Raw genomic sequence first — 21,773 nt, forward strand, 5'->3', positions numbered from 1 at the left:
CGCAAGCGTCGTCGGTTAGTTTCCTATTTTGCTATTGTCCGCCTAATGCCCTTTGTATCTTGATTTAGGTATGGAATTCTCAAAGGCTAAAATAGTCATAAAGCTATTTCAGGTTGGGACATAAGGAAACGAAAGTTTCCTTATCGCTATCGTCCGTATCACCTAAGGAAAGTCTCAAAAGAAGACTTTTTCTACATTCTCAGGGCTGTTTAGCCCTTTTTGTATTTTTAAGATTAAAGATTTTGAAAAAAAGAATTTCATGCTATAATAAAGCATAAATGATTTTTTGGCAGATTGCCCTAGAAAGTAAACAAATGGATTTAAAAAATTACATTGCAACAATTGAGGATTATCCACAAGAAGGCGTCACTTTTCGTGATATCAGTCCTTTGATGGCTAATGGTAATGCTTATAGCTACGCTGTTCGTGAGATTGTCCAATATGCGACAGATAAAAAAATTGACATGATTGTTGGACCTGAAGCGCGTGGTTTTATTGTTGGCTGTCCGGTCGCCTATGAATTGGGTGTTGGTTTTGCTCCTGTCCGCAAACCTGGGAAACTGCCGCGTGAAGTTATTGAAGCTCATTATGAAAAAGAATATGGTATTGATACCTTAACCATGCATGCAGATGCCATTAAGCCCGGTCAAAGGGTTCTTATTGTTGACGATCTTTTAGCAACTGGTGGTACAGTTAAGGCAACCATTGAAATGATTGAAAGATTAGGCGGTATTGTTGCAGGCTGTGCTTTCTTAATCGAGTTAGATGGGCTCAATGGACGTCAGGCTATTGAAGGTTATGATACTAAAGTTTTGATGAATTTTCCTGGTTAATTATAGTTTAAACCTATACCTAACTAGAGAAAATATATATTTGATAACTATATCTCCCTGTTTTATAATAATAAATAGACATTATAGAAGTGGAGATATTTTCATGCCAATTACTCTTGATAAAAAATTACCAGCTGTGGATATTTTGAAGTCGGAAAATATCTTCGTTATGGATGATAAAAGGGCAATTCATCAGGATATTCGACCCATGAGTATCTTGATTCTTAATTTAATGCCAACAAAGGTAGCAACAGAAACGCAGTTACTGCGCCTGTTGGCTAATACGCCTTTGCAGCTGAGTGTTGACTTTCTCTACATGACGAGTCACCATTCAAAAACCACTCAGGCTGAACATATGAAGACCTTTTATAAAACGTTTAAGGATATCAAAGACAATTATTATGATGGGTTGATTATCACAGGTGCACCAGTTGAGACCATGCCCTTTGAGAAAGTTGATTATTGGGCGGAGCTCTGTCAGGTTTTTCAGTGGTCTAAGACTCATGTTTACTCTACTTTGCATCTTTGTTGGGGAGCACAAGCAGGATTATATTATCGTTATAGCGTTGACAAGGTTCAGATGACAGATAAATTATCAGGTATTTATTTGCAGAAAGTAAATGAACAGCTAAGTCCTCTGATGCGCGGTTTTGATGATTGTTTCCTGTCGCCTCATTCACGCTACACGGAAGTATTGCTAAAAGACGTTAGCAACAAAACCAATCTAGAAATCCTTGCTAGCGGTGAAAAAGTTGGTCTGTCTATTTTGGCCAGTCGTGATATGCGGGAGGTTTACAGTTTTGGTCATTTAGAATATGACCGCGAAACCTTGGACAATGAATACAAACGCGATCTCAAAGCTGGTAAGAATCCTAAAATTCCGGAAAATTATTATCAAGATGATGATGTGACAACTCATCCTATTATGCGTTGGAATCTTGCCGCAGCGACTTTTTTTAGCAATTGGATTAATTACGCTGTTTATCAAGAAACCCCTTATCGCTTGGAAGAGTTGGAAAAGGATATATCATTTTATGGCTATCTGTAAGGAGGTCTTATGAGTTTTTTGCAACATTATAAATCAGGGAATTTGGTCTTACCAAGTGCCTTGCTTTTTCATTACAAAGATATTTTTAGTAATGCGGATGATTTTCTAGTTTGGCAATTTTTCTACTTTCAAAACACCACAAAGATGGAAGACATTGCTACGAGTCAGATAGCCGCAGCTATTGGCAAGACTGTTCCAGAAGTTAATCGTTCGGTATCCAATCTGATTAGTCAAGAACTGCTAGACATGAAGACGATTGAATTAGACGGAGAAAGCGAAGTTCTATTTGATGCCACTTTGGCACTGAAAAAACTGGATGATTTGTTAACTGCAGCTGCTGAAACAACTATCTCATCTTCTAGAGGTACAAGTAATGCCTTGAAGGATTTGGTTGAAGACTTTGAGCGTGAATTAGGACGCATGCTGAGTCCTTTTGAGTTAGAAGATCTGCAAAAGACGGTTTCAGATGATAAGACAGATCCTGATCTTGTGCGAGCAGCCTTACGTGAAGCTGTTTTTAATGGCAAAACCAATTGGAATTATATTCAGGCCATCTTGCGAAATTGGCGTCGTGAAGGGATTAGTACGTTACGTCAAGTTGAAGAAAGACGCAAGGAGCGAGAACAAGCCAGTCCAGCTAATGTAACCGTTTCAGACGATTTTCTGTCTGCTATGAATTTATGGAGTGATTCTGATGCCAGATAAGAAGAGAGAAGTTTCCCTTTCTCATCGTTTACAGGAAGTAGCAAGCTTTGTGCCAAAAGGTGCAAGGCTTCTTGATGTTGGCAGTGATCATGCTTATTTGCCCATTTACTTACTTGAGCAAGGTCTGATTGACTTTGCTGTTGCTGGTGAAGTTATCAAGGGTCCCTATGAATCTGCTGTGGCTAATGTTAGTGAATCAGGATTGTCAGACCAAATTGCTGTTCGTTTAGCTGATGGTTTGGCAGCTCTTAATGACAATGATGCTATTGATCTTATTACCATTTGTGGCATGGGTGGCCGTTTGATTACCGATATATTAGCAGCTGGTAGCGATAAGTTAAACGCTATTAAACAAATCATTTTGCAGCCTAATAATTGTGAAGATGACTTGCGTTTTTGGTTAGTAGCCAATGATTTTATGATTAGGGCTGAAAAAATGGTAAAGGATAAACACAAGTATTATGAAATCTTAGTGGTTGAAAAGGGACAGATGACTTTGTCAGATAAAGACTTGCGCTTTGGACCATTTTTACGACAAGAACGCTCATCTATCTTTAAAGAAAGATGGCGGAAAGAGTTGGCTAAATTGGAATTGGCTCTGACCAAGGTTCCTGCTAAAAAGAAAGCAGACAACATGTTCCTTAGCACAAAAATCAAGCAAATCAAGGAGGTGCTCTATGAAAGCTAGTCAAATCATTGAACGTTACGAAGCCTATTGTCCGCAGAGCTTGTCTTTGGAAGGCGATATATCAGGTCTGCAAATTGGCACATTGGATAAGGAAGTCAAGCGGCTTATGATTGCTCTGGATGTTCGGGAAACAACCGTAGCTGAAGCTATTGAAAAAAAGGTAGACTTATTGATTGTCAAGCATGCTCCTATTTTTCGTCCTTTGAAGAATTTAGTTGAGACTGCTCAAAATCAAATTTACCTTGATTTGATTAAGCATGATATTGCTGTTTATGTCAGCCATACGAATATTGATATTGTTCCTGATGGGCTCAATGATTGGTTTTGTGATTTATTGGATATCAAGAACAGAAAGATTTTGAGTCCAAGTAAGGATGATTATGGTATTGGGCGTGTTGGAGATATTTCTCCCCTCTCTTTTGAGGATTTGGCAAAAAAGGTTAAGAAAATTTTTAATCTGGATAGCATTCGTTTGGTGTCTTATGGTGAGAATAATCCTTTAATTTCTCGTATTGCCATTTGTGGCGGCAGTGGTCAGAGTTTTTACCAAGAAGCTCTAACTAAAGGAGCTCAAGTTTATATTACAGGTGATATTTATTACCATACCGCTCAGGAAATGTTAACCAATGGTCTCTTGGCTTTGGATCCCGGCCACCATATTGAGGTCTTATTTGTTACGAAATTGGCTGAAAAATTCCAAACATGGTCCTATCAAGAAAATTGGGATATCACTATTTTAGACAGTCAAGCTAACACCAATCCTTTTTATCATTTATGATTGGTTAAGTTTTTTTAAAGAAAGAACGGCTGTTATTAGAGCTGGTATTGGTGGACAACTGTCATTTATGCTATGTCTAAGAAAAGAGAGCTTCTTGCTTATACAGTTAGCAGTTTAGGCTTCTTTACTTGCCCATTAAATGTCATGATGGTTTAGTAGAAATAGTGCCGACAAAAGAAAGAATAGTAATTAGTGCCTATGATCCCGACTAAATCGTTAAGAATAGCTAGTGACACCGTTAACAAAAAATGATAAAATGAAAGATGATAATTATAAAAGAGGAGACCTAGAATGAAAGGAATTATTCTTGCGGGCGGTTCTGGGACACGTTTGTACCCATTGACTCGCGCTGCTTCAAAACAACTCATGCCGGTTTATGATAAACCAATGATTTATTATCCGCTTTCAACCTTGATGCTGGCAGGAATTAAAGATATTTTGATTATTTCCACACCTCAAGATTTACCTCGTTTTAAAGAGTTGCTTCAGGATGGTTCCGAATTTGGCATTAAGCTCTCTTATGCTGAGCAACCGAGTCCAGATGGTTTGGCACAAGCCTTTATCATTGGAGAAGAATTTATCGGTGATGATCATGTTGCTCTCATTTTGGGAGATAATATTTATTACGGTCCGGGTCTTAGTCGAATGTTACAAAAAGCTGCCAGCAAAGAAAGCGGTGCAACTGTCTTTGGCTATCAAGTTAAAGATCCAGAACGCTTTGGCGTTGTTGAATTTGATAATGACAGAAATGCTATTTCCATTGAGGAAAAACCAGAACATCCTAAATCACACTATGCAGTTACTGGTCTTTATTTTTACGATAATAGTGTTGTTGATATTGCTAAAAATATTAAACCCAGTCCTCGGGGAGAACTTGAAATTACAGATGTTAATAAAGCCTATCTTGACCGAGGCGACTTATCAGTTGAAGTTATGGAACGTGGTTTTGCTTGGCTGGATACAGGTACGCATGAAAGTTTACTAGAAGCTGCGCAGTATATCGAAACCGTTCAACGCATGCAAAACTTGCAAGTAGCTAACTTGGAAGAAATTGCTTATCGTATGGGCTATATCACAGCTGACCAAGTACGTGAATTGGCACAGCCTTTAAAGAAAAATGAGTACGGACAATATTTACTGCGTTTGATTGGAGAAGCTTAAAATGACTGAAGAACAATTTTTTGGCAAGGAATTAGCAGCACGTAAGATTGATGCTATTCCTGGTATGATTGAATTTGATATTCCGGTTCACGGCGATAACCGCGGTTGGTTCAAAGAAAATTTTCAAAGGGAAAAAATGGTGCCGCTAGGTTTTCCGGAAAGCTTCTTTACAGAAGGCAAATTGCAAAATAATGTTAGTTTTTCCCGTAAGAATGTTTTACGCGGTCTGCATGCAGAACCATGGGATAAATACATTTCAGTAGCAGATGAAGGAAAGGTTCTCGGTTCTTGGGTTGACCTGCGTGAAGGCGATAGTTTTGGTCATGTTTACCAGACAGTTATTGATGCTTCCAAGGGTATCTTTGTTCCCCGCGGTGTGGCTAATGGTTTCCAAGTCTTATCTGACAAGGTTTCTTACAGTTATCTCGTTAATGACTACTGGGCGCTTGAACTTAAACCAAAATACGCTTTCGTCAACTATGCTGATCCAACATTAGGAATTAAATGGGAAAATCTAGCAGAAGCGCAAGTCTCAGAAGCGGATAAAAATCACCCATTGCTCAAGGATGTTAACCCATTAAAAGCAGAAGATTTGTAGAATGGAAGAAAATCAAAAATTTATTCAATCTTATGATTGGAAAGTTATCAAGCGGGAGTTATTTTTATCAATCTTTTTACTGTCAATTCTATCAACAATGACTGCTTTCGTTAAAGAAAATAATCATTTTCAATGGATTGAATGTTTATCTATTTCAGTTACTTCATTTTTAATAATTTATATTGGCCTGTATGGTCATGAAAAAGCTTATAAAAGTATGGTAAATAATCTACGTACTATACTCTCAAACTGCGCATAAATATTAGTATTATTGCCTGTTTTTGTGACGGTTCCCATAGTATTCACTTTATTTTATGATGTGTCTAACTATCCAGTCATTTTTCAAATTGCAATAAATTTTTTAGGTTACTTTGTGATTTCATTATTATTTGCTATAATAATGTTTTATATTGCAATTTTATTTTTGATTAACCCAATTTTAGGCAATAGAACTATGCAAATAGTTTGCTTGTGTTTGTTACTATAATGAAAAGAAACATAAATTAGAAAGGAGTGTTCAGTTTATCTTTCTAAATTGAACACGGGGCTAATTTCCTATGAAAAAAGATAATCTTTCCTAGATGCAAGAGTCTTTGTCAGATTTCCTATTTTTCTACGGAAATTTTCAGCAAGCTGAATCGCCCCTTTGTATCTTAATATATGACAGAATATAAAAACATTATCGTTACCGGTGGCGCTGGTTTCATCGGTTCAAACTTTGTCCACTACGTTTACAACAATCACCCAGACGTTCATGTGACTGTTCTTGACAAACTCACTTATGCTGGTAACCGTGCTAACCTTGAAGAAATTCTTGGCGAGCGTGTAGAGTTGGTTGTTGGGGACATCGCAGATAGCAAATTGGTAGACAAATTGGCTGCCAAAGCGGATGCTATTGTCCACTATGCGGCTGAAAGCCACAATGACAATTCACTCAAAGATCCATCACCGTTTATCTATACTAACTTTGTTGGAACGTACACCTTGTTGGAAGCTGCGCGCAAATACGATATCCGTTTCCACCACGTCTCAACTGATGAAGTTTACGGTGATCTTCCGCTGCGTGAAGATTTGCCGGGTCACGGTGAAGGTCCGGGTGAAAAATTTACAGCTGAAACGAAATACAATCCATCATCACCTTATTCATCAACCAAGGCAGCGTCTGACTTGATTGTTAAGGCTTGGGTACGTTCTTTCGGTGTGAAAGCAACCATTTCCAACTGTTCAAACAACTATGGACCTTATCAACACATTGAAAAATTTATTCCGCGTCAAATTACCAACATCCTGTCAGGCATCAAACCAAAACTCTATGGTGAAGGTAAGAACGTGCGTGATTGGATTCACACCAATGACCATTCAACAGGCGTTTGGGCAATTCTCACTAAAGGCCGCATCGGCGAAACTTATCTCATCGGTGCTGATGGTGAAAAGAACAACAAGGAAGTGCTTGAGCTTATCCTTGAAAAAATGGGTCAGCCAAAAGACGCATACGACCACGTAACAGATCGTGCAGGTCATGATCTTCGTTATGCCATTGATTCAACAAAACTGCGCGAGGAACTTAGCTGGAAACCACAATTCACTAATTTTGAAGAAGGCTTGGAAGATACTATTAAATGGTATACTGAGCATGAAGATTGGTGGAAAGCTGAAAAGGAAGCAGTCGAAGCCAACTATGCCAAAACACAAAAAATACTTAAATAAAGATAAACAAGAGGCTGGGACAAAAGTTCTGCCTCTTTGATTTTGCTCTAGATTTCAGATTGATACAGTGGTTGATTGGCGGTCCTTATCCCTTGCTATCTAATCCCATAAATGTTAGTCTATGTCAATTCCTAATCAACTATGCGGAGGTGGGATAGAAATTATCCAGTGAAGGATTTCTAACTATTAATCTTTAAGTTTCTGAAATCGTTTATTCGGATACACTCTCTCAACTTGTTTCGTTTTCTTTATTAACCTAATCTAGCTTGTTTGAATCAATCATTTTAGTCTGAAAAAGACTTCTCAGACAAGAGGCTTTATGGTATTTTTGATATAATAAGAAAAAAGATTAAAAAGGCAGAAGGTAAATGACAAAATTAGCAACAATTTGTTATATTGACAACGGGCGCGAGCTTTTATTGATGCATCGTAATAAAAACCAAATGATGTTCATGAAGGCAAATGGATTAGTGTAGGTGGAAAATTGGAAAGGGGAGAAAGTCCTGATGAATGTGCCAGACGTGAGATTTTTGAGGAAACTCATCTAATTGTCAAACAAATGGATTTTAAAGGTATTATTACTTTTCCAGATTTTACACCAGATCATGATTGGTATACCTATGTGTTTAAGGTAAGAGATTTTGAAGGCCAGTTGATTTCTGATAAAGACAGTCGTGAGGGAACGCTGGAATGGGTACCTTATGATCAGGTTTTAACTAAGCCGACATGGGAAGGCGACTATGACATTTTTAAATGGATCTTAGAAGACGCCCCTTTTTTCTCTGCCAAATTTGTTTATCAAGAGCAAAAGCTAGTTGATAAACATGTGATTTTTTATGAAAAATAGAGTTACTTGATTGATAGAGATAAAGTGTATTGATTTGGGTACAAACTGATCAAATATGGAGGTTTTTTGTGAATAAAAAAAGTGAAAAATTTAATCTTTCTTGGTTTTTTAAATGGTTCTTGGATAATAAAACCGTAACGGTCTTACTGGTTTTACTTTTAGTTTTTTTGGATATTCTTGTTTTTACCAAGATTAGTTCTATTTTTAGACCTCTTCTTTCTTTTTTAGCTGTCATCATGTTACCTTTGGTAATTTCAGCCTTACTTTACTACCTTTTAAAGCCTATTGTAGATTTTATTGAAAGACGGGGAACCAGCCGTGTGATGGCTATTACAATTGTCTTTGTTATCATAGCAGGGCTTCTTGTTTGGGGTATAGCCAATTTCTTTCCCATGCTTAATGAGCAACTGACTTCTTTTATTAAATACTTACCAAGTTATGTCAGGTCTGTAGATGCTCAGGTTTCAAAATTGTTGAGGAACGATTTGCTGGCTAGTTTTCGACCGCAAATTGAAGATGCAGTAACTAATTTTAGCCAGAAAGCTGTTGATTATGCGGAAACTTTTTCTAAAGGAGCAGTAACTTGGGCTGGGAATTTTGCATCGCTAATTGCACGTGTCACAGTAGCTATTATAATTTCTCCTTTCATTGTTTTTTATCTTTTACGTGATAGCAGTAAGATGAAAGAAGCTTTTGTATCTTATTTGCCTACTAAAATACGTCAGCCCATTCATCGTATTTTGGGTGATGTTAATCGGCAGCTGGCTGGTTATGTTCAAGGTCAAGTGACTGTTGCGATTATCGTTGGGTTTATGTTTTCTATTATGTTCACAGTTATTGGTTTGCGCTATGCAGTGACCTTTGGAATTATAGCGGGATTTTTAAATATGATTCCTTATCTAGGAAGTTTTTTAGCAACGATACCAGTTTTTATTTTGGCTCTTGTTGAAGGACCTGTTATGGTGGTGAAAGTAGCGCTTGTTTTTATTGTTGAACAAACCATTGAAGGGCGCTTTGTCTCTCCGCTTGTTCTTGGCAGCAAACTTAGTATTCATCCCATTACCATTATGTTTATTTTATTGACAGCAGGCTCAATGTTTGGTGTTTGGGGAGTTTTTTTGGGAATCCCTATTTATGCATCAATCAAGGTTGTCGTCAAAGAAATTTTTGAGTGGTATAAGCCTATTAGTGGCTTGTATGAGCAAGAAAGGGAGGATATTGAGAAAGATGTTAAATAGTGAAAAAATGCTGACGGCTATTCAAAATCAAGATTTAGAACAAGCCCAAAAATATTTTGAACAGGCATTGACAGAAGATGACGACCAAACACTTTTAGCTTTAGCGGATTATTTGCAATCCATTGGTTTTATCCACAAGCCAAAGAGATTTTTTGCAATTACGGGCAGATTTTCCTGAAGTTAATATTAATCTGGCTCAAATTGCTAATGAGGATGGTCACATTGATGAAGCCTTTATGTATTTAGATATTATCAAACCTGATCATCCCGATTATTTGACAGCACTGTTAGTTAAGGCAGATTTGTATGATACTGAAGGACTAACAGAAGTTGCCAGAGAAAAACTATTAGAAGCTAGCCAAATTAGCCAAGAGCCCTTGGTCATCTTTGGTTTAGCAGAGATTGAAATGAATTTATCAGATTTTCAAGCAGCCATCCAGCATTATGCTCAATTGGATAACCGTGCAATTTTAGAAGAGACAGGTGTTTCTACTTATGAGAGAATTGGACGTGCCTATGCTAGCTTAGGAAAGTTTGAAACAGCTATTGAATTTCTCGAAAAGGCAGTAGAAATTGAATTTGATGAAACAACTGTTTTTGAGGTCGCAACTTTACTCTATGATCAAGAAGAATACCAAAGAGCCAATCTTTATTTTAAACAGTTAGACAGTATGAATCCTGATTTCGCAGGATATGAATACAATTATGCTCTTTCGCTTCATGCAGAGCATCAAACGAAGCAGGCCTTGCGTGTGCTTCAACAGGGATTGTCAAAGAATGAATTTGACAGTCAGCTCCTCCTTTTAGCTTCACAATTATCCTATGAACTGCATGATAAAAAAGCCGCCGAAAATTACCTTCTGAAAGTTTTAGAAATAGCAGAAGATGATGAAGAAGCTCTTATGAGACTTAGCAATCTTTACTTAGAAGAGAATCGTTTTGAAGATGTGATCAATTTAGACAGAGCAGATATTGATAGTGTTCTGACAAAGTGGAATATAGCTAAGGCCTACCAGAAACTTGAAGATGACACAAAAGCTCTGGAGATTTATGATACTTTAATCGTAGATTTGGCTGATAATCCAGACTTTCTTAAGGATTATATCTATATTTTGCGAAAATTCGGTTATGATGAAAAAGTTAAAACGTTTGCGGATAAATACTTACAATTAGTACCTGATGATAATGATATTGCCGATTTGCGAGAGCAATTGCAGTAATTCTCTGGAAATAAAACTTTAATTTTAAAAGAGTTTTCATTTTTTAGTTAAAAAACTCACAAATAAAAATTCACAAAGTCTTGAAAAATCTATGGTATAATTGACATGAAACTTGTGAAAGAAGGGCTTTTTATGACCGAAATAAATAAGGAAGACTATGGGGCTGACCTGATTGTAGACAGCCTCATTAATCATGATGTCAACTATGTTTTTGGAATCCCTGGTGCAAAAATTGATCGTGTCTTTGATACCTTAGAAGATAAGGGGCCAGAACTTATTGTAGCACGCCATGAGCAAAATGCTGCTTTTATGGCTCAGGGAATTGGCCGTATTACTGGTGAGCCTGGTGTTGTGATTACAACCAGCGGTCCCGGTGTTTCCAATCTGGCGACTGGTCTTGTTACTGCGACAGCTGAGGGAGATCCTGTCCTTGCTATTGGTGGTCAGGTTAAACGTGCTGATTTGCTCAAACGGGCTCACCAGTCAATGAATAATGTTGCTATGCTTGCTCCCATTACTAAATATTCAGCAGAAATTCAGGATCCTGCAACACTTTCAGAAAATATTGCCAATGCTTATCGTTTAGCTAAATCGGGAAAACCGGGAGCTAGTTTCTTATCTATTCCTCAAGATGTAACTGATAGTCCTGTTACTGTTAAGGCGATTAAACCCTTGACAGATCCTAAGTTAGGTTCAGCGTCAGTTGCTGATATTAATTATTTGGCACAGGCCATAAAAAATGCGGTCCTTCCTGTCTTACTTTTAGGAAATGGTGCGTCAACGGCTGCAGTTACAGCTTCTATTCGCCGTTTGTTAGGGGCTGTCAAGCTGCCAGTCGTTGAAACTTTCCAAGGAGCTGGTATTGTTTCAAGAGATTTAGAAGAGGATACTTTTTTTGGTCGTGTGGGACTTTTTCGTAATCAGCCCGGAGATATGCTGCTGAAACGTTCTGACTTAGTTATTGCTATTGGCTATGATCCTATTGAATATGAAGCACGCAATTGGAATGCTGAAATTTCGGCTCGCATTATTGTTATTGATGTTGCTCCAGCTGAAATTGATACTTATTTCCAACCTGAACGTGAATTAATTGGTGATATAGCTGAAACACTTGATTTACTCTTACCTGCTATTAGTGGTTACTCGCTTCCAAAAGGTTCTCTTGACTATCTCAAAGGTCTTCGTGATAATGTAGTAGAAGATGTCAAATTTGATAAGACAGTCAAATCCGGTCTGGTTCATCCGCTTGATGTGGTTGATGTCCTTCAAAAGCAGACAAGAGATGATATGACAGTAACGGTTGATGTTGGCAGCCATTATATTTGGATGGCTCGTTATTTTAAAAGCTATGAAGCACGGCACTTACTTTTCTCAAATGGCATGCAAACCTTAGGTGTTGCTTTACCTTGGGCAATTTCGGCAGCTCTTGTACGGCCAAATGAGAAGATTATTTCTATTTCAGGTGATGGTGGTTTCCTCTTTTCTGGTCAAGAATTAGAAACAGCTGTCCGTTTGCATTTGCCAATTGTTCATATCATTTGGAATGATGGTAAATACAATATGGTTGAATTCCAAGAAGAAATGAAATATGGCCGTTCATCAGGTGTTGATTTTGGTTCTGTTGATTTTGTCAAGTATGCGGATAGTTTCGGTGCTAAAGGTTACCGTGCTGATAGTAAAGAAAAGTTTGATCAAGTCCTTCAAACGGCACTCAAGGAAGCTGAAAATGGTCCAGTTCTCATTGATGTTCCAATGGACTATAAGGATAATGTAAAATTGGGTGAAACTATTTTGCCTGACGAATTCTACTAAAAAGGAGTTTAAAATGGAAACCAACAAATTATTTCAATATAATACCTTAGGAGCGCTTATGGCAGGTCTCTATGATGGTTCTTTAACTGTGGGTGAGCTGTTAGAATATGGAGATTTAGGTTTAGGAACACTTGATTCTATTGATGGTGAATTAATTGTCCTAGATGGTAAAGCTTATCAGGCTAAAGGATCTGGTGATAAACCAGAAGTTGTTGAAGTGTCTGATGATATGAAAGTGCCTTATGCAGCTGTCATTCATCATGAAGCAGAGGTTATTTTTAAACAGCGTTTTGAAATGACAGATCAAGAATTGCAGAAACGCATTGAGTCTTACTATGATGGGGAGAATCTCTTTCGTTCGATTAAAATTCACGGGACCTTTGCTAAAATGCATGTACGTATGATTCCGCGTTCGACCCCTGATGAGAAATTTGCAGAAGTGGCAACACATCAGCCAGAATACAGAGCTGAAAATATTACCGGTACTATTGTTGGTATTTGGACACCTGAAATTTTTCATGGTGTCAGTGTGGCTGGTTATCATTTGCACTTTATTTCTGATGACCATACTTTTGGCGGCCACGTTATGGACTATGTTATTTCAGAAGGGCAGGTTGAAGTGGGTGCTGTTGATCAGTTAGATCAACGTTTCCCCGTTCAAGATCGGCAATATCTCTTTGCTAAATTTAACGCCAAAGATATTCGTGGTGATATTGACAAGGCAGAATAAAACTGGATTATGACTTTAAAAAAGAGCTAAGGACTTATAAACCTTAGCTCTTTTTGACTTGATTGGTCATCTATTGTTTTTAAATTTAAACTTACTGTAGAAACCAAAGGCAGCAATCCAAATAGTTGCTCCAATGGCTCCGATATAGGTTGAGTCTTGTAAGAACAAAGTTACAAAAACAAAGACCATAAAAATAATTGTGACAGGATTTAATATTTTATAGTGAGGCATTAAGTAGCCGTCTGCCATGAAATCATTTGACTTGCGATATTTCAGATGAGCTAACATGGTCAAAACATAAATGGCAATGTAAACACCAGAAGAAGACGCAGTAATCAAAGCAAAAGCGTCTTTTATTCCAGGCAGTACATTGATAAAAGCTGAAATAGCAATAACAATAGCTGAGAAAATAATGGCCTTACTTGGCACACCAGTTCGTGAAAGTGTTCCAATTTTGAAGCGTTTCATAAATTGATTAGGTGCTTCATTAGCTAATTGATAAAGGTGCCGACCAGTTGAATAGAGTGTCGAATTCAAAGCGGATGCTGCAGAAGTCAATACAACAAAGTTGATTAAGGCAGCCGCCCATTTGATACCGGCCAATTTGAAGACCATGACAAATGGTGATGTATCTGATGGTAATGCTCTCCATGGGAAAATGGTCATAATGGCGATTAAGGCACCGACATAAAAAATCACAATTCGCATTGGAATTTCTTGAATAGCTTTTGGTAACACCTTTCTGGGATTTTGTGTCTCGGATACGGTAATCCCAACAAATTCAATAGCCTGATAAGCAAAGAAGACCATTTGGAAAGACACGAGGAATTTCATCCAACCGTTGGGAAACATTTCAAATCCCTTAGAAATATTGGCAAAACTAACTGGTCCCTGACTCGTTTTAAAACCAGTCAGTAACATGACGATAGCTGTTGCAATCAATGCTAAAATGGCAATGATTTTAATCATGGCAAACCAGAATTCTGCTTCGCCAAAAACACGAACAGCAATTAAATTAACAGATCCTAATATTAAAAGAAAAACAATCTGAATTATCCAAGCGGGCCAAGATGGGAACCAGTACTGAACATATTTGGCAATAGCTGTGATTTCCGCCATTCCTAAGAAAATAACAGAGACCCAATAAGACCAACCCGCAAAATAGCCCCAGTCTTTACCGATGTATTTGGTAATAAAATTGATAAAAGTATGCTGGTCAGGATCATGATAAAGCATTTCCCCCATTGCACGCATCATCCAAAACATGAAAAGTCCTGTTAAGAGATAAACGATGATGATGGAGGGACCTGTTAATGAAATGGAACGCCCGGCTCCTAGAAAAAGTCCCGTTCCGATGGTTCCAGCAATGGCAATCAATTGAACGTGGCGATTTTGTAAGCCACGAACCATGCCATTCTCAAGCTCTTTCGCATCCTGTTCCTGTGTCGTATTTTTTGTATTTTGATGTGACATAATTCCAACCTTTTTAATAATATCTTTTCCATTATAATATTATTTTACCAAAATCACAAATTGGTCATAGCTGAATAAAATATTCCAATCATTGGGTGATAAGGCTCATTATTTGATAGTTTCCGTGATAGCGCTGTTCGGGCTTTATGGATTTAGGAATTCTTAGATTGCGTGAGAACAGTGACTAGAGAGTGTTAGCTCTACTAGAAAAGCTTTAAGATAGTTGATAATATGTGATTCAAAAGTTTGGTAACAGTAATTTTAACCAAAATAGATAATGAGAAAGAAAATTGGAAAAAGGAAAAAATTAGAATGGTTAACCATACATATGGCTGACTGTTCTAATCTTTTACATCTTCATTGCTTTTATCTTGGCTTCATTAGGCGTTACGCGCAGCGTTTTTTGTCCTCTATAAGTGACAAAACCGGGTTTAGCTTTGTTGGGTTTGTTGAGCTTTTTAGCTTCAATCATATCAACTTGGACAAGATTGGAAAGGCGAGCCTTTGAAAAGTAAGCTGCTAATTCGGCGGCATCCGTTTTAATTTCGTCGCTAGGGTTGAGGTTATCTTTAATCAAAACATGGCTTCCTGGAATGTCTTTGGCATGGAACCAGAGCTCACCTTTTTTAGACATTTTGAAGGTTAGCTCGTCATTTTGAAGGTTATTTTTTCCAACCAGAATGATGGTTTTGCCATCAGAAGCTAAGTAAGGTTCAGGTTTTTGCGTTTTTGAATTTTTCACGATGGCGGCGCTTGACAAAACCTGTTTGCACCAGTTCTTCACGAATTTCACTGATTTCAGACAAACTGGCTTGATTGAGGGCATTGTCAACACTTTCTAAGTATTGAATAGTAGCCTTTGTTTCGCTGATGAGGCTCCCTAAATGCTTCACAGCTTCTTTTAATTTTTGATATTTTTTAAAATAGCGTTGTGCATTCTGACTAGGCGTCAAGGCTTTATTAAGCGGAATGCTTACTTTTTGTCCCGTATAATAATTATTTAGTTCAACACTGTCCTGATTGTTAGGGACCTGACTAAGATAAGTGGTCAAAAGTTCTCCCTTTTGGCGAAACTCTTCAGCCTTATCTGTATCTTGAAATTCTTGTTCTTGCTTTTTGAGTTTTTTCTTGTTTTTCTCTAATTCATTTTGAATACGATGGATAAGATCGCTGGCTTGCTGTGCAATTCTGTCGCGTTCAGCCTTATCTTGATAGAAATAATCAAGCAGATCTGACAGGCTGTCAAAAGTTTCTTGGGAATTGCTGAAAGTAATGGCAGTAAAAGATTTTTCAGTCAAAGTTGGGAAAGTTGGCAGGTCAAAAAACTGTTTGAAGCTCTTGAATGTGTCGGTTTTCAATCTTTGACTCAATTCGGCAGCAGTATCGCGTCCCAAACCTTGAAAGAGTTTTTGTAAATTATTAGCCGCTAAATCTTCTGTTTGTAGGATTTCAAATAACGTTTCATCAGAAATGGTAAAAGGATTTTGGGCCTGTGTTTTTGGTGGTGCTAAGTAATTTGAACCAGGCAAAATAGTACGATAGCTGTTTTGTGTAAAACCGATGTGCTTAATGGATTCAATGATTTTTCCTTCGTTTTTATCCAAAAGAATAATATTACTGTGCTTACCCATGATTTCAATAATTATAGTAACCTTGATTTGATCACCAATTTCATTTTTATTGGAAATGCTCATTTCAAGAATACGATCATTTTCAATTTGTTCAATGTTTTCGATAAGAGCTCCTTGCAGATACTTTCGCATAATCATAGTAAAAGTATTAGGATTTTGAGGATTTTGAAAATCGGTCTTGGTTAATTGAACACGGCCAAAGACAGGGTGGGCTGAAAGAAGTAGCTTATAATTTTGCCGATTGTTGCGAATCGTCAACACTAGCTCTTGTTCGAAAGGCTGGTTTACCTTCTGAATACGCCCCCAAAGAATCTGTTCTTGTAATTCCTTTGTTAAATGATGTAAAAAAAGCCATCAAAAGACATGATTTCCCCCTTTTCTTTTAGTTCTTCTATTATACCATATACAGACTTAAAGCATTTCCTAAAGTCTTTTAAGTTATTATCTGCTATATTGAAAAAAGCTGAAAATTACAGTAAAATAGAAAAGGTAACTTAGTGAATTTAAGAAAATTAAACAGACAATTTTTTGGCTTGCAAGCGTAAGAAAGCTTTCTTTGTTAGCAGCAGGTTAGATTTTGATCATACTTAAGCTATTCTCACTGACATTCATTATTTGGGAGGAAATATGAAAAATAAACGTTTATTGGGCGTTTTATTAGCTCTAGCTGTACTTGTTATTGGTGTTTTGGTTTACCAGTCCGTTGACAAACAAAATGGGAAGAATTCACAATCAGGAACTTTTAAAGTTGGCGTGCTCCAATATGTCAGTCACAATGCGCTAGATGAGATTTATCGTGGTATTAAGGCTGGTCTTAAAGAAGAAGGCTATTCTGGCAAAAAAATCAAAATTGATTTTATGAATGCTGAAGGTGATCAAAGCAAAGTACAAACCATGAGTCAGACCTTAGTCAATCATAAAAATGATGTTCTCGTTGGTATTGCTACGCCAGCAGCGCAAGGTTTAGCCAGTGCAACCAAAGAGACACCAATTATTATGGGAGCTGTGACTGATCCCGTTGGTGCCAAATTGGTTAAAGATTTGAAAAAACCAAATGGAAATGTAACGGGTGTTTCAGACAAGACACCGATCAGTGCTCAAGTTGATTTAATCAAAAAATTAACGCCAGATGTCAAAACAGTTGGTATCCTCTATTCTAGCAGTGAAGATAATTCAAAATCCCAAGTGGAAGAATTTAAAAAAATTGCTGAGAAAAAAGGTTACAAGGTTCTGGAATATTCTGTTCCTTCAACCAATGAAATTACGGCAACCATGAATGTTATGCTGGACAAGGCAGATGCTGTCTGGATTCCTTTGGACAATACAATTGCCAGTGCCTTTCCAACAGTGGTGTCAGCGGCTAAAACAGCTAAAAAGCCTATCTATCCAAGTGTTGATACCATGGTAACAGAAGGTGGACTTGCTTCGGTTGTTGTAGATCAGTATAAATTGGGTGTTGCTACTGGTAAAATGGCTGTTAAAGTGTTTGAAGGTAAAAAAGTTTCACAACTTCCTGTTGATATTTTTGATAAAGGAACTCCAGTTGTGAATACAAAAGTTGCCAAAGAGTTAGGCATTGATATCCCAGCTGATATTTTGAACAAAGCAAAACAGCGAAAGAATTAATGAAAATGGAACTTTAATAAGGAGTAGGATAAAGGAAGGTCTCTCAAAGAGCTTTTTGTCCCCCTCCTTTTTTTGTGTTAAAATAGAAGATATTACAAAAGAAGGGGACGATAATGTTACTTTCAACCATTTCTCAAGGTTTTCTTTGGTCTATTTTAGGTTTAGGTATTTTTATGACCTTTCGCATTTTAGATTTTCCTGATATGACAACGGAAGGTTCCTTTCCCTTGGGAGGAGCAGTGGCTGTGAGTTTGATCACACAGGGAATGAATCCTTTATTAGCAACCATTATTGCAAGTCTGTCAGGCTGTTTGGCAGGGCTAGCAGCAGGACTTCTTTATACTAAAGGAAAAATTCCCACGCTTCTATCAGGAATTCTGGTTATGACCTCTTGTCATTCTGTTATGTTGATGATTATGGGACGGGCAAATATAGGTCTTCTAGATGCTAAAAAATTACAGGATCTCTTACCCTTTTCAGGAGAGATTAATCTCCTTAGTCTGGGTCTTATTTTTGTTTTTCTTGTCGTTGGCGCGATGATTTTCTTTCTTAATACGCGTCTGGGACAGGCCTACATTGCGACAGGTGATAATCATGATATGGCCAAGAGTTTTGGCATACATACAGATAAGATGGAATTAATGGGACTCATTTTATCTAACGGTATTATTGCCTTATCTGGTGCTCTGATTAGCCAGCAAGATGGTTATGCAGATGTTTCAAAAGGAATTGGTGTCATTGTTATTGGATTGGCTAGTATTATCATTGGTGAAGTTCTCTTTTCGACGAGTCTAACGTTATTGGAGCGTTTATTAGCTATTGTTGTTGGCTCTGTTCTCTATCAATTCTTGATTTTGGCTGTTATTTCAATGGGCTTTAAGACGAACTATCTCAAACTCTTCAGTGCTTTAGTCTTGGCTATCTGTCTTATGATTCCAGAGCTGAAAAAGAAATTCTTCAAAGGAGTGAAGTTATCACGATGACTAAAATTGTTGAATTAAAGAACGCTACGGTTCAAGTTAACAATGGCTTTGATGATTATAAGACAATTCTTGATGATGTCAGTCTAGATATATACAAACATGATTTTTTGACCATTCTTGGTGGAAATGGAGCAGGGAAATCTACTCTCTTTAATGTCCTTGCTGGTACACTGCCGTTGACTGACGGCAGCATTTCTATTATGGGAGAAGATGTCACCGCCTATCCTGCTGAAAAGCGAGCAAAATACCTATCGCGTGTTTTTCAGGATCCTAAAATGGGGACTGCACCAAGAATGACAGTTGCGGAAAATCTCTTAATTGCCAAACACCGTGGTGAAAAGCGTGGGCTTGTCTCACGTCACATTAGTGCTTACAAAGAAGAGTTTCAAGCAGTCATTGATAAAATTGGTAATGGACTTGAAAAGCATCTAGAGACACCAACAGGCTTGCTGTCAGGTGGGCAAAGACAGGCGCTCAGTTTGCTTATGGCAACCATCAAACGTCCAGAGCTTTTGTTACTTGATGAGCATACAGCGGCTCTGGATCCTAAAACCAGTGTTGCTCTGATGACACTGACAGAAGAATTCGTGAAACGTGATCATCTAACAGCCCTCATGATTACTCATCGTATGGAAGATGCTCTTAAATATGGCAATCGCCTCTTGGTAATGAAAGATGGTCATATTATCCAAGATTTATCGGCCGAAGAAAAAGCAAAGATGAACATTTCAGATTATTACGGACTGTTTGAATAAATTGAAAAAACTGGCGAAAAGTTGTATACTAACAATGTATGCAATTTTTATTGCCCGCAGTCATTCGACTTGCTAAGCAAGAACCGTATGTATGAAAATAATATTATAGTGAAAGAATAGCCAAACTGCTGGTTAGTACGATAATCTGATGAGATATATTTCATCAGATTCATTCGTTAATATGAGATAATTCTGACACTAAAATTGAAATTCAAAACCTATAAAACTAATGTAAGGAGACATAATGAGTGACATTAAAATTATTGCCCTAGGCGGAGTTCGTGAAAATGGTAAGAACTTCTATGTGGCAGAAGTCAACGATGCCATTTTCATTCTTGATGCTGGGCTTAAGTATCCAGAAAATGAACAGTTAGGTGTTGATGTTGTTATTCCTAATCTGGATTATCTGATTGAAAATAAAAAGCGTGTACAGGGAATTTTTTTAACCCATGGACATGCTGATGCTATTGGTGCTTTGCCTTATTTGTTGAGTGATGTCAAAGCTCCGGTATTTGGTTCTGAGTTAACAATTGAACTAGCTAAGTTGGTCGTTAAAAACAACGATGCAACTAAGAAATTCCATAATTTCCATGTTGTTGATGCTCAAACTGAAATTGAATTTGACGATGCTATTATTTCTTTTTTCAAGACTACCCATTCTATACCAGAAAGTTTAGGAATTGTGGTTGGCACTAAAGAAGGCAATATTGTTTATACAGGTGATTTTAAGTTTGACCAAGCAGCCAGTAAGCTTTATCAGACTGATTTGGCTCGTATTGCTGAAATTGGCCGTGAAGGTGTTCTGGCACTTTTATCAGATTCTGCGAATGCTGACAGTACTGCTCAAATTGCCAGTGAAGCTGAAGTAGGCATTGAAATGGAACAAGTCATTTCCAATTGGGAAGGGCGGATTATCGTCGCTGCAGTGGCCTCTAATCTTGTTCGTATTCAACAAGTCTTTGATTCAGCTGCTAATAATGGCCGCCGTGTTGTACTGACAGGTTATGATGTTGAAAATATTGTTCGAACAGCTATCCGTCTTAAAAAGCTTTCTCTGGTTGATGAAAAACTTATTGTCAAACCAAAAGATATGCATAAATTTGAAGATCATGAACTCATTATTTTAGAAACTGGTCGGATGAGCGAGCCACTCAATGGTTTAAGAAAAATGGCTATTGGCCGTCATCGTTATGTTGAAATTAAAGATGGTGATTTAGTCTATATTGTAACAACGCCTACTGTTTCTAAGGAAGCCGTTGTTGCGCGTGTTGAGAATATGATTTATAAGGCTGGGGGTAATGTGAGACTCATTGCTCAGGACTTACGCGTATCTGGACATGCTAATGGTCGTGACCTTCAGCTGATGATTAACCTGCTTAAGCCCAAATATCTCTTCCCTATACAAGGGGAATATCGTGAATTAGCTGCCCATGCTGATTTAGCTCTTGAAATAGGCATGTTTCCGGAAAATATTTATATCATGAAACATGGTGACATTATGGTTTATGATAAAAAGGATGGTTTCTTACATGAAGGCAGTATCCCAGCTGGAGATGTCATGATTGATGGTAATGCTATTGGTGATGTTGGTAATATTGTTTTACGAGACCGCAAGGTGCTTTCTGAAGATGGTATCTTTATCATTGCCTTAACTGTCAATAAAAAAGAAAAGAAAATCATTTCAAGAGCTAAAATCAATACACGTGGTTTTGTTTATGTCAAGAAAAGCCGTGATATTTTACGCGAAAGCGCAGATATTGTCAATAAGGCTGTTGAAAATTATTTACAACAAGATACGTTTGATTGGGGAGAATTGAAATCTATTGTTCGTGATGAAATTGGTAAATTTCTTTTTGAACAAACGAAGCGTCGTCCAGCCATCTTACCAGTAGTTATGGAAGTTAGATAAAAGAGGCTTGATTGATACTGTTTCCAAAAGG

General features: G+C 37.5%; 17 protein-coding genes and 3 pseudogenes. 18 read left to right on the forward strand and 2 right to left on the reverse strand.

Annotation, left to right across the window (positions count from 1 at the left end; genetic code table 11):
• Positions 1–314: 314 nt before the first annotated feature.
• The 14 genes and pseudogenes from SRT_RS03385 (at position 315) to budA (ending at position 13,365) form a co-directional block, all read left to right on the forward strand.
• Entirely contained in the window at positions 315–833 is a 519-nt protein-coding gene (locus SRT_RS03385) for an adenine phosphoribosyltransferase (RefSeq protein WP_128833039.1), read from the forward strand.
• Between the two features lie 103 nt (positions 834–936).
• Positions 937–1,881, forward strand: a complete 945-nt coding sequence (gene metA, locus SRT_RS03390; protein ID WP_128833040.1) for a homoserine O-acetyltransferase MetA — start codon at positions 937–939, stop codon at positions 1,879–1,881.
• 9 nt (positions 1,882–1,890) lie between these two features.
• Positions 1,891–2,586: a DnaD domain-containing protein gene (locus tag SRT_RS03395; RefSeq protein WP_128833041.1), complete on the forward strand. Its 696-nt coding sequence runs from the start codon at positions 1,891–1,893 to the stop codon at positions 2,584–2,586.
• Complete coding sequence (locus tag SRT_RS03400) at positions 2,576–3,274, forward strand: tRNA (adenine(22)-N(1))-methyltransferase (protein ID WP_128833042.1); 699 nt, start codon at positions 2,576–2,578, stop codon at positions 3,272–3,274. The genes SRT_RS03395 and SRT_RS03400 overlap by 11 nt, the downstream gene beginning before the upstream one ends.
• Positions 3,264–4,052: a Nif3-like dinuclear metal center hexameric protein gene (locus SRT_RS03405; RefSeq protein WP_128833043.1), complete on the forward strand. Its 789-nt coding sequence runs from the start codon at positions 3,264–3,266 to the stop codon at positions 4,050–4,052. Before SRT_RS03400 ends, SRT_RS03405 begins: the two co-directional genes overlap by 11 nt.
• Before the next feature lie 291 nt (positions 4,053–4,343).
• On the forward strand, positions 4,344–5,213 hold the full coding sequence (gene rfbA / locus SRT_RS03410; protein ID WP_002263084.1) for a glucose-1-phosphate thymidylyltransferase RfbA: 870 nt from the start codon (positions 4,344–4,346) through the stop codon (positions 5,211–5,213).
• A gap of 1 nt (position 5,214) precedes the next feature.
• Positions 5,215–5,811, forward strand: a complete 597-nt coding sequence (locus tag SRT_RS03415) for a dTDP-4-dehydrorhamnose 3,5-epimerase family protein (RefSeq protein WP_128833044.1) — start codon at positions 5,215–5,217, stop codon at positions 5,809–5,811.
• A 1-nt stretch (position 5,812) separates the two neighbouring features.
• Complete coding sequence (locus SRT_RS10590; protein ID WP_223213973.1) at positions 5,813–6,070, forward strand: hypothetical protein; 258 nt, start codon at positions 5,813–5,815, stop codon at positions 6,068–6,070.
• A gap of 401 nt (positions 6,071–6,471) precedes the next feature.
• On the forward strand, positions 6,472–7,518 hold the full coding sequence (gene rfbB / locus SRT_RS03425; RefSeq protein WP_128833045.1) for a dTDP-glucose 4,6-dehydratase: 1,047 nt from the start codon (positions 6,472–6,474) through the stop codon (positions 7,516–7,518).
• Positions 7,519–7,886: 368 nt separating this feature from the next.
• Positions 7,887–8,365, forward strand: a pseudogene (locus SRT_RS03430) (NUDIX hydrolase).
• A 68-nt stretch (positions 8,366–8,433) separates the two neighbouring features.
• Positions 8,434–9,603 carry an AI-2E family transporter gene (locus tag SRT_RS03435; protein WP_128833046.1) on the forward strand — a complete coding sequence of 390 codons (1,170 nt, stop codon included), beginning with the start codon at positions 8,434–8,436 and terminating at the stop codon, positions 9,601–9,603.
• Positions 9,593–10,823, forward strand: a pseudogene (locus SRT_RS03440) (tetratricopeptide repeat protein). The gene SRT_RS03435 and the pseudogene SRT_RS03440 overlap by 11 nt, the downstream one beginning before the upstream one ends.
• A gap of 132 nt (positions 10,824–10,955) precedes the next feature.
• A complete protein-coding gene (gene alsS, locus SRT_RS03445) occupies positions 10,956–12,635 on the forward strand; it encodes an acetolactate synthase AlsS (protein WP_128833047.1) in 1,680 nt (559 codons plus the stop codon).
• Positions 12,636–12,648: 13 nt separating this feature from the next.
• Positions 12,649–13,365 carry an acetolactate decarboxylase gene (gene budA / locus SRT_RS03450; RefSeq protein ID WP_128833048.1) on the forward strand — a complete coding sequence of 239 codons (717 nt, stop codon included), beginning with the start codon at positions 12,649–12,651 and terminating at the stop codon, positions 13,363–13,365.
• Between the two features lie 66 nt (positions 13,366–13,431).
• On the opposite strand, the gene SRT_RS03455 is transcribed toward budA, so the two are convergent.
• Positions 13,432–14,838 (reverse strand): amino acid permease, encoded by a 1,407-nt coding sequence (locus SRT_RS03455; RefSeq protein WP_128833049.1) that lies wholly within the window; start codon positions 14,836–14,838, stop codon positions 13,432–13,434.
• A gap of 349 nt (positions 14,839–15,187) precedes the next feature.
• Positions 15,188–16,834, reverse strand: a pseudogene (locus SRT_RS03460) (Rqc2 family fibronectin-binding protein).
• A gap of 262 nt (positions 16,835–17,096) precedes the next feature.
• On the opposite strand from SRT_RS03460, the gene trpX reads away from it, so the two are divergent.
• The 4 genes from trpX to rnjB all read left to right on the forward strand — a co-directional run bounded on the left by trpX (position 17,097) and on the right by rnjB (position 21,742).
• Complete coding sequence (gene trpX / locus SRT_RS03465) at positions 17,097–18,095, forward strand: tryptophan ABC transporter substrate-binding protein (protein WP_128833050.1); 999 nt, start codon at positions 17,097–17,099, stop codon at positions 18,093–18,095.
• Between the two features lie 113 nt (positions 18,096–18,208).
• On the forward strand, positions 18,209–19,078 hold the full coding sequence (locus SRT_RS03470; protein ID WP_128833051.1) for an ABC transporter permease: 870 nt from the start codon (positions 18,209–18,211) through the stop codon (positions 19,076–19,078).
• Positions 19,075–19,833, forward strand: a complete 759-nt coding sequence (locus SRT_RS03475; RefSeq protein WP_128833052.1) for an ABC transporter ATP-binding protein — start codon at positions 19,075–19,077, stop codon at positions 19,831–19,833. Before SRT_RS03470 ends, SRT_RS03475 begins: the two co-directional genes overlap by 4 nt.
• A gap of 244 nt (positions 19,834–20,077) precedes the next feature.
• A complete protein-coding gene (rnjB, locus tag SRT_RS03480; protein ID WP_128833053.1) occupies positions 20,078–21,742 on the forward strand; it encodes a ribonuclease J2 in 1,665 nt (554 codons plus the stop codon).
• Positions 21,743–21,773 lie beyond the last annotated feature (31 nt).

The sequence above is a fragment of the Streptococcus troglodytae genome (genome assembly GCF_002355215.1).
Classification (GTDB): Bacteria; Bacillota; Bacilli; order Lactobacillales; family Streptococcaceae; genus Streptococcus; species Streptococcus troglodytae.

Excerpts from the sequence above, each read along its gene's own strand:
- SRT_RS03385 (WP_128833039.1), top strand. The coding sequence starts at position 315 with ATGGATTTAAAAAATTACATTGCAACAATTGAGGATTATCCACAAGAA.
- metA (WP_128833040.1), top strand. The coding sequence starts at position 937 with ATGCCAATTACTCTTGATAAAAAATTACCAGCTGTGGATATTTTGAAG.
- SRT_RS03395 (WP_128833041.1), top strand. The coding sequence starts at position 1,891 with ATGAGTTTTTTGCAACATTATAAATCAGGGAATTTGGTCTTACCAAGT.
- SRT_RS03400 (WP_128833042.1), top strand. The coding sequence starts at position 2,576 with ATGCCAGATAAGAAGAGAGAAGTTTCCCTTTCTCATCGTTTACAGGAA.
- SRT_RS03405 (WP_128833043.1), top strand. The coding sequence starts at position 3,264 with ATGAAAGCTAGTCAAATCATTGAACGTTACGAAGCCTATTGTCCGCAG.
- rfbA (WP_002263084.1), top strand. The coding sequence starts at position 4,344 with ATGAAAGGAATTATTCTTGCGGGCGGTTCTGGGACACGTTTGTACCCA.
- SRT_RS03415 (WP_128833044.1), top strand. The coding sequence starts at position 5,215 with ATGACTGAAGAACAATTTTTTGGCAAGGAATTAGCAGCACGTAAGATT.
- SRT_RS10590 (WP_223213973.1), top strand. The coding sequence starts at position 5,813 with ATGGAAGAAAATCAAAAATTTATTCAATCTTATGATTGGAAAGTTATC.
- rfbB (WP_128833045.1), top strand. The coding sequence starts at position 6,472 with ATGACAGAATATAAAAACATTATCGTTACCGGTGGCGCTGGTTTCATC.
- alsS (WP_128833047.1), top strand. The coding sequence starts at position 10,956 with ATGACCGAAATAAATAAGGAAGACTATGGGGCTGACCTGATTGTAGAC.
- budA (WP_128833048.1), top strand. The coding sequence starts at position 12,649 with ATGGAAACCAACAAATTATTTCAATATAATACCTTAGGAGCGCTTATG.
- SRT_RS03455 (WP_128833049.1), bottom strand. The coding sequence starts at position 14,838 with ATGTCACATCAAAATACAAAAAATACGACACAGGAACAGGATGCGAAA.
- trpX (WP_128833050.1), top strand. The coding sequence starts at position 17,097 with ATGAAAAATAAACGTTTATTGGGCGTTTTATTAGCTCTAGCTGTACTT.
- SRT_RS03470 (WP_128833051.1), top strand. The coding sequence starts at position 18,209 with ATGTTACTTTCAACCATTTCTCAAGGTTTTCTTTGGTCTATTTTAGGT.
- SRT_RS03475 (WP_128833052.1), top strand. The coding sequence starts at position 19,075 with ATGACTAAAATTGTTGAATTAAAGAACGCTACGGTTCAAGTTAACAAT.
- rnjB (WP_128833053.1), top strand. The coding sequence starts at position 20,078 with ATGAGTGACATTAAAATTATTGCCCTAGGCGGAGTTCGTGAAAATGGT.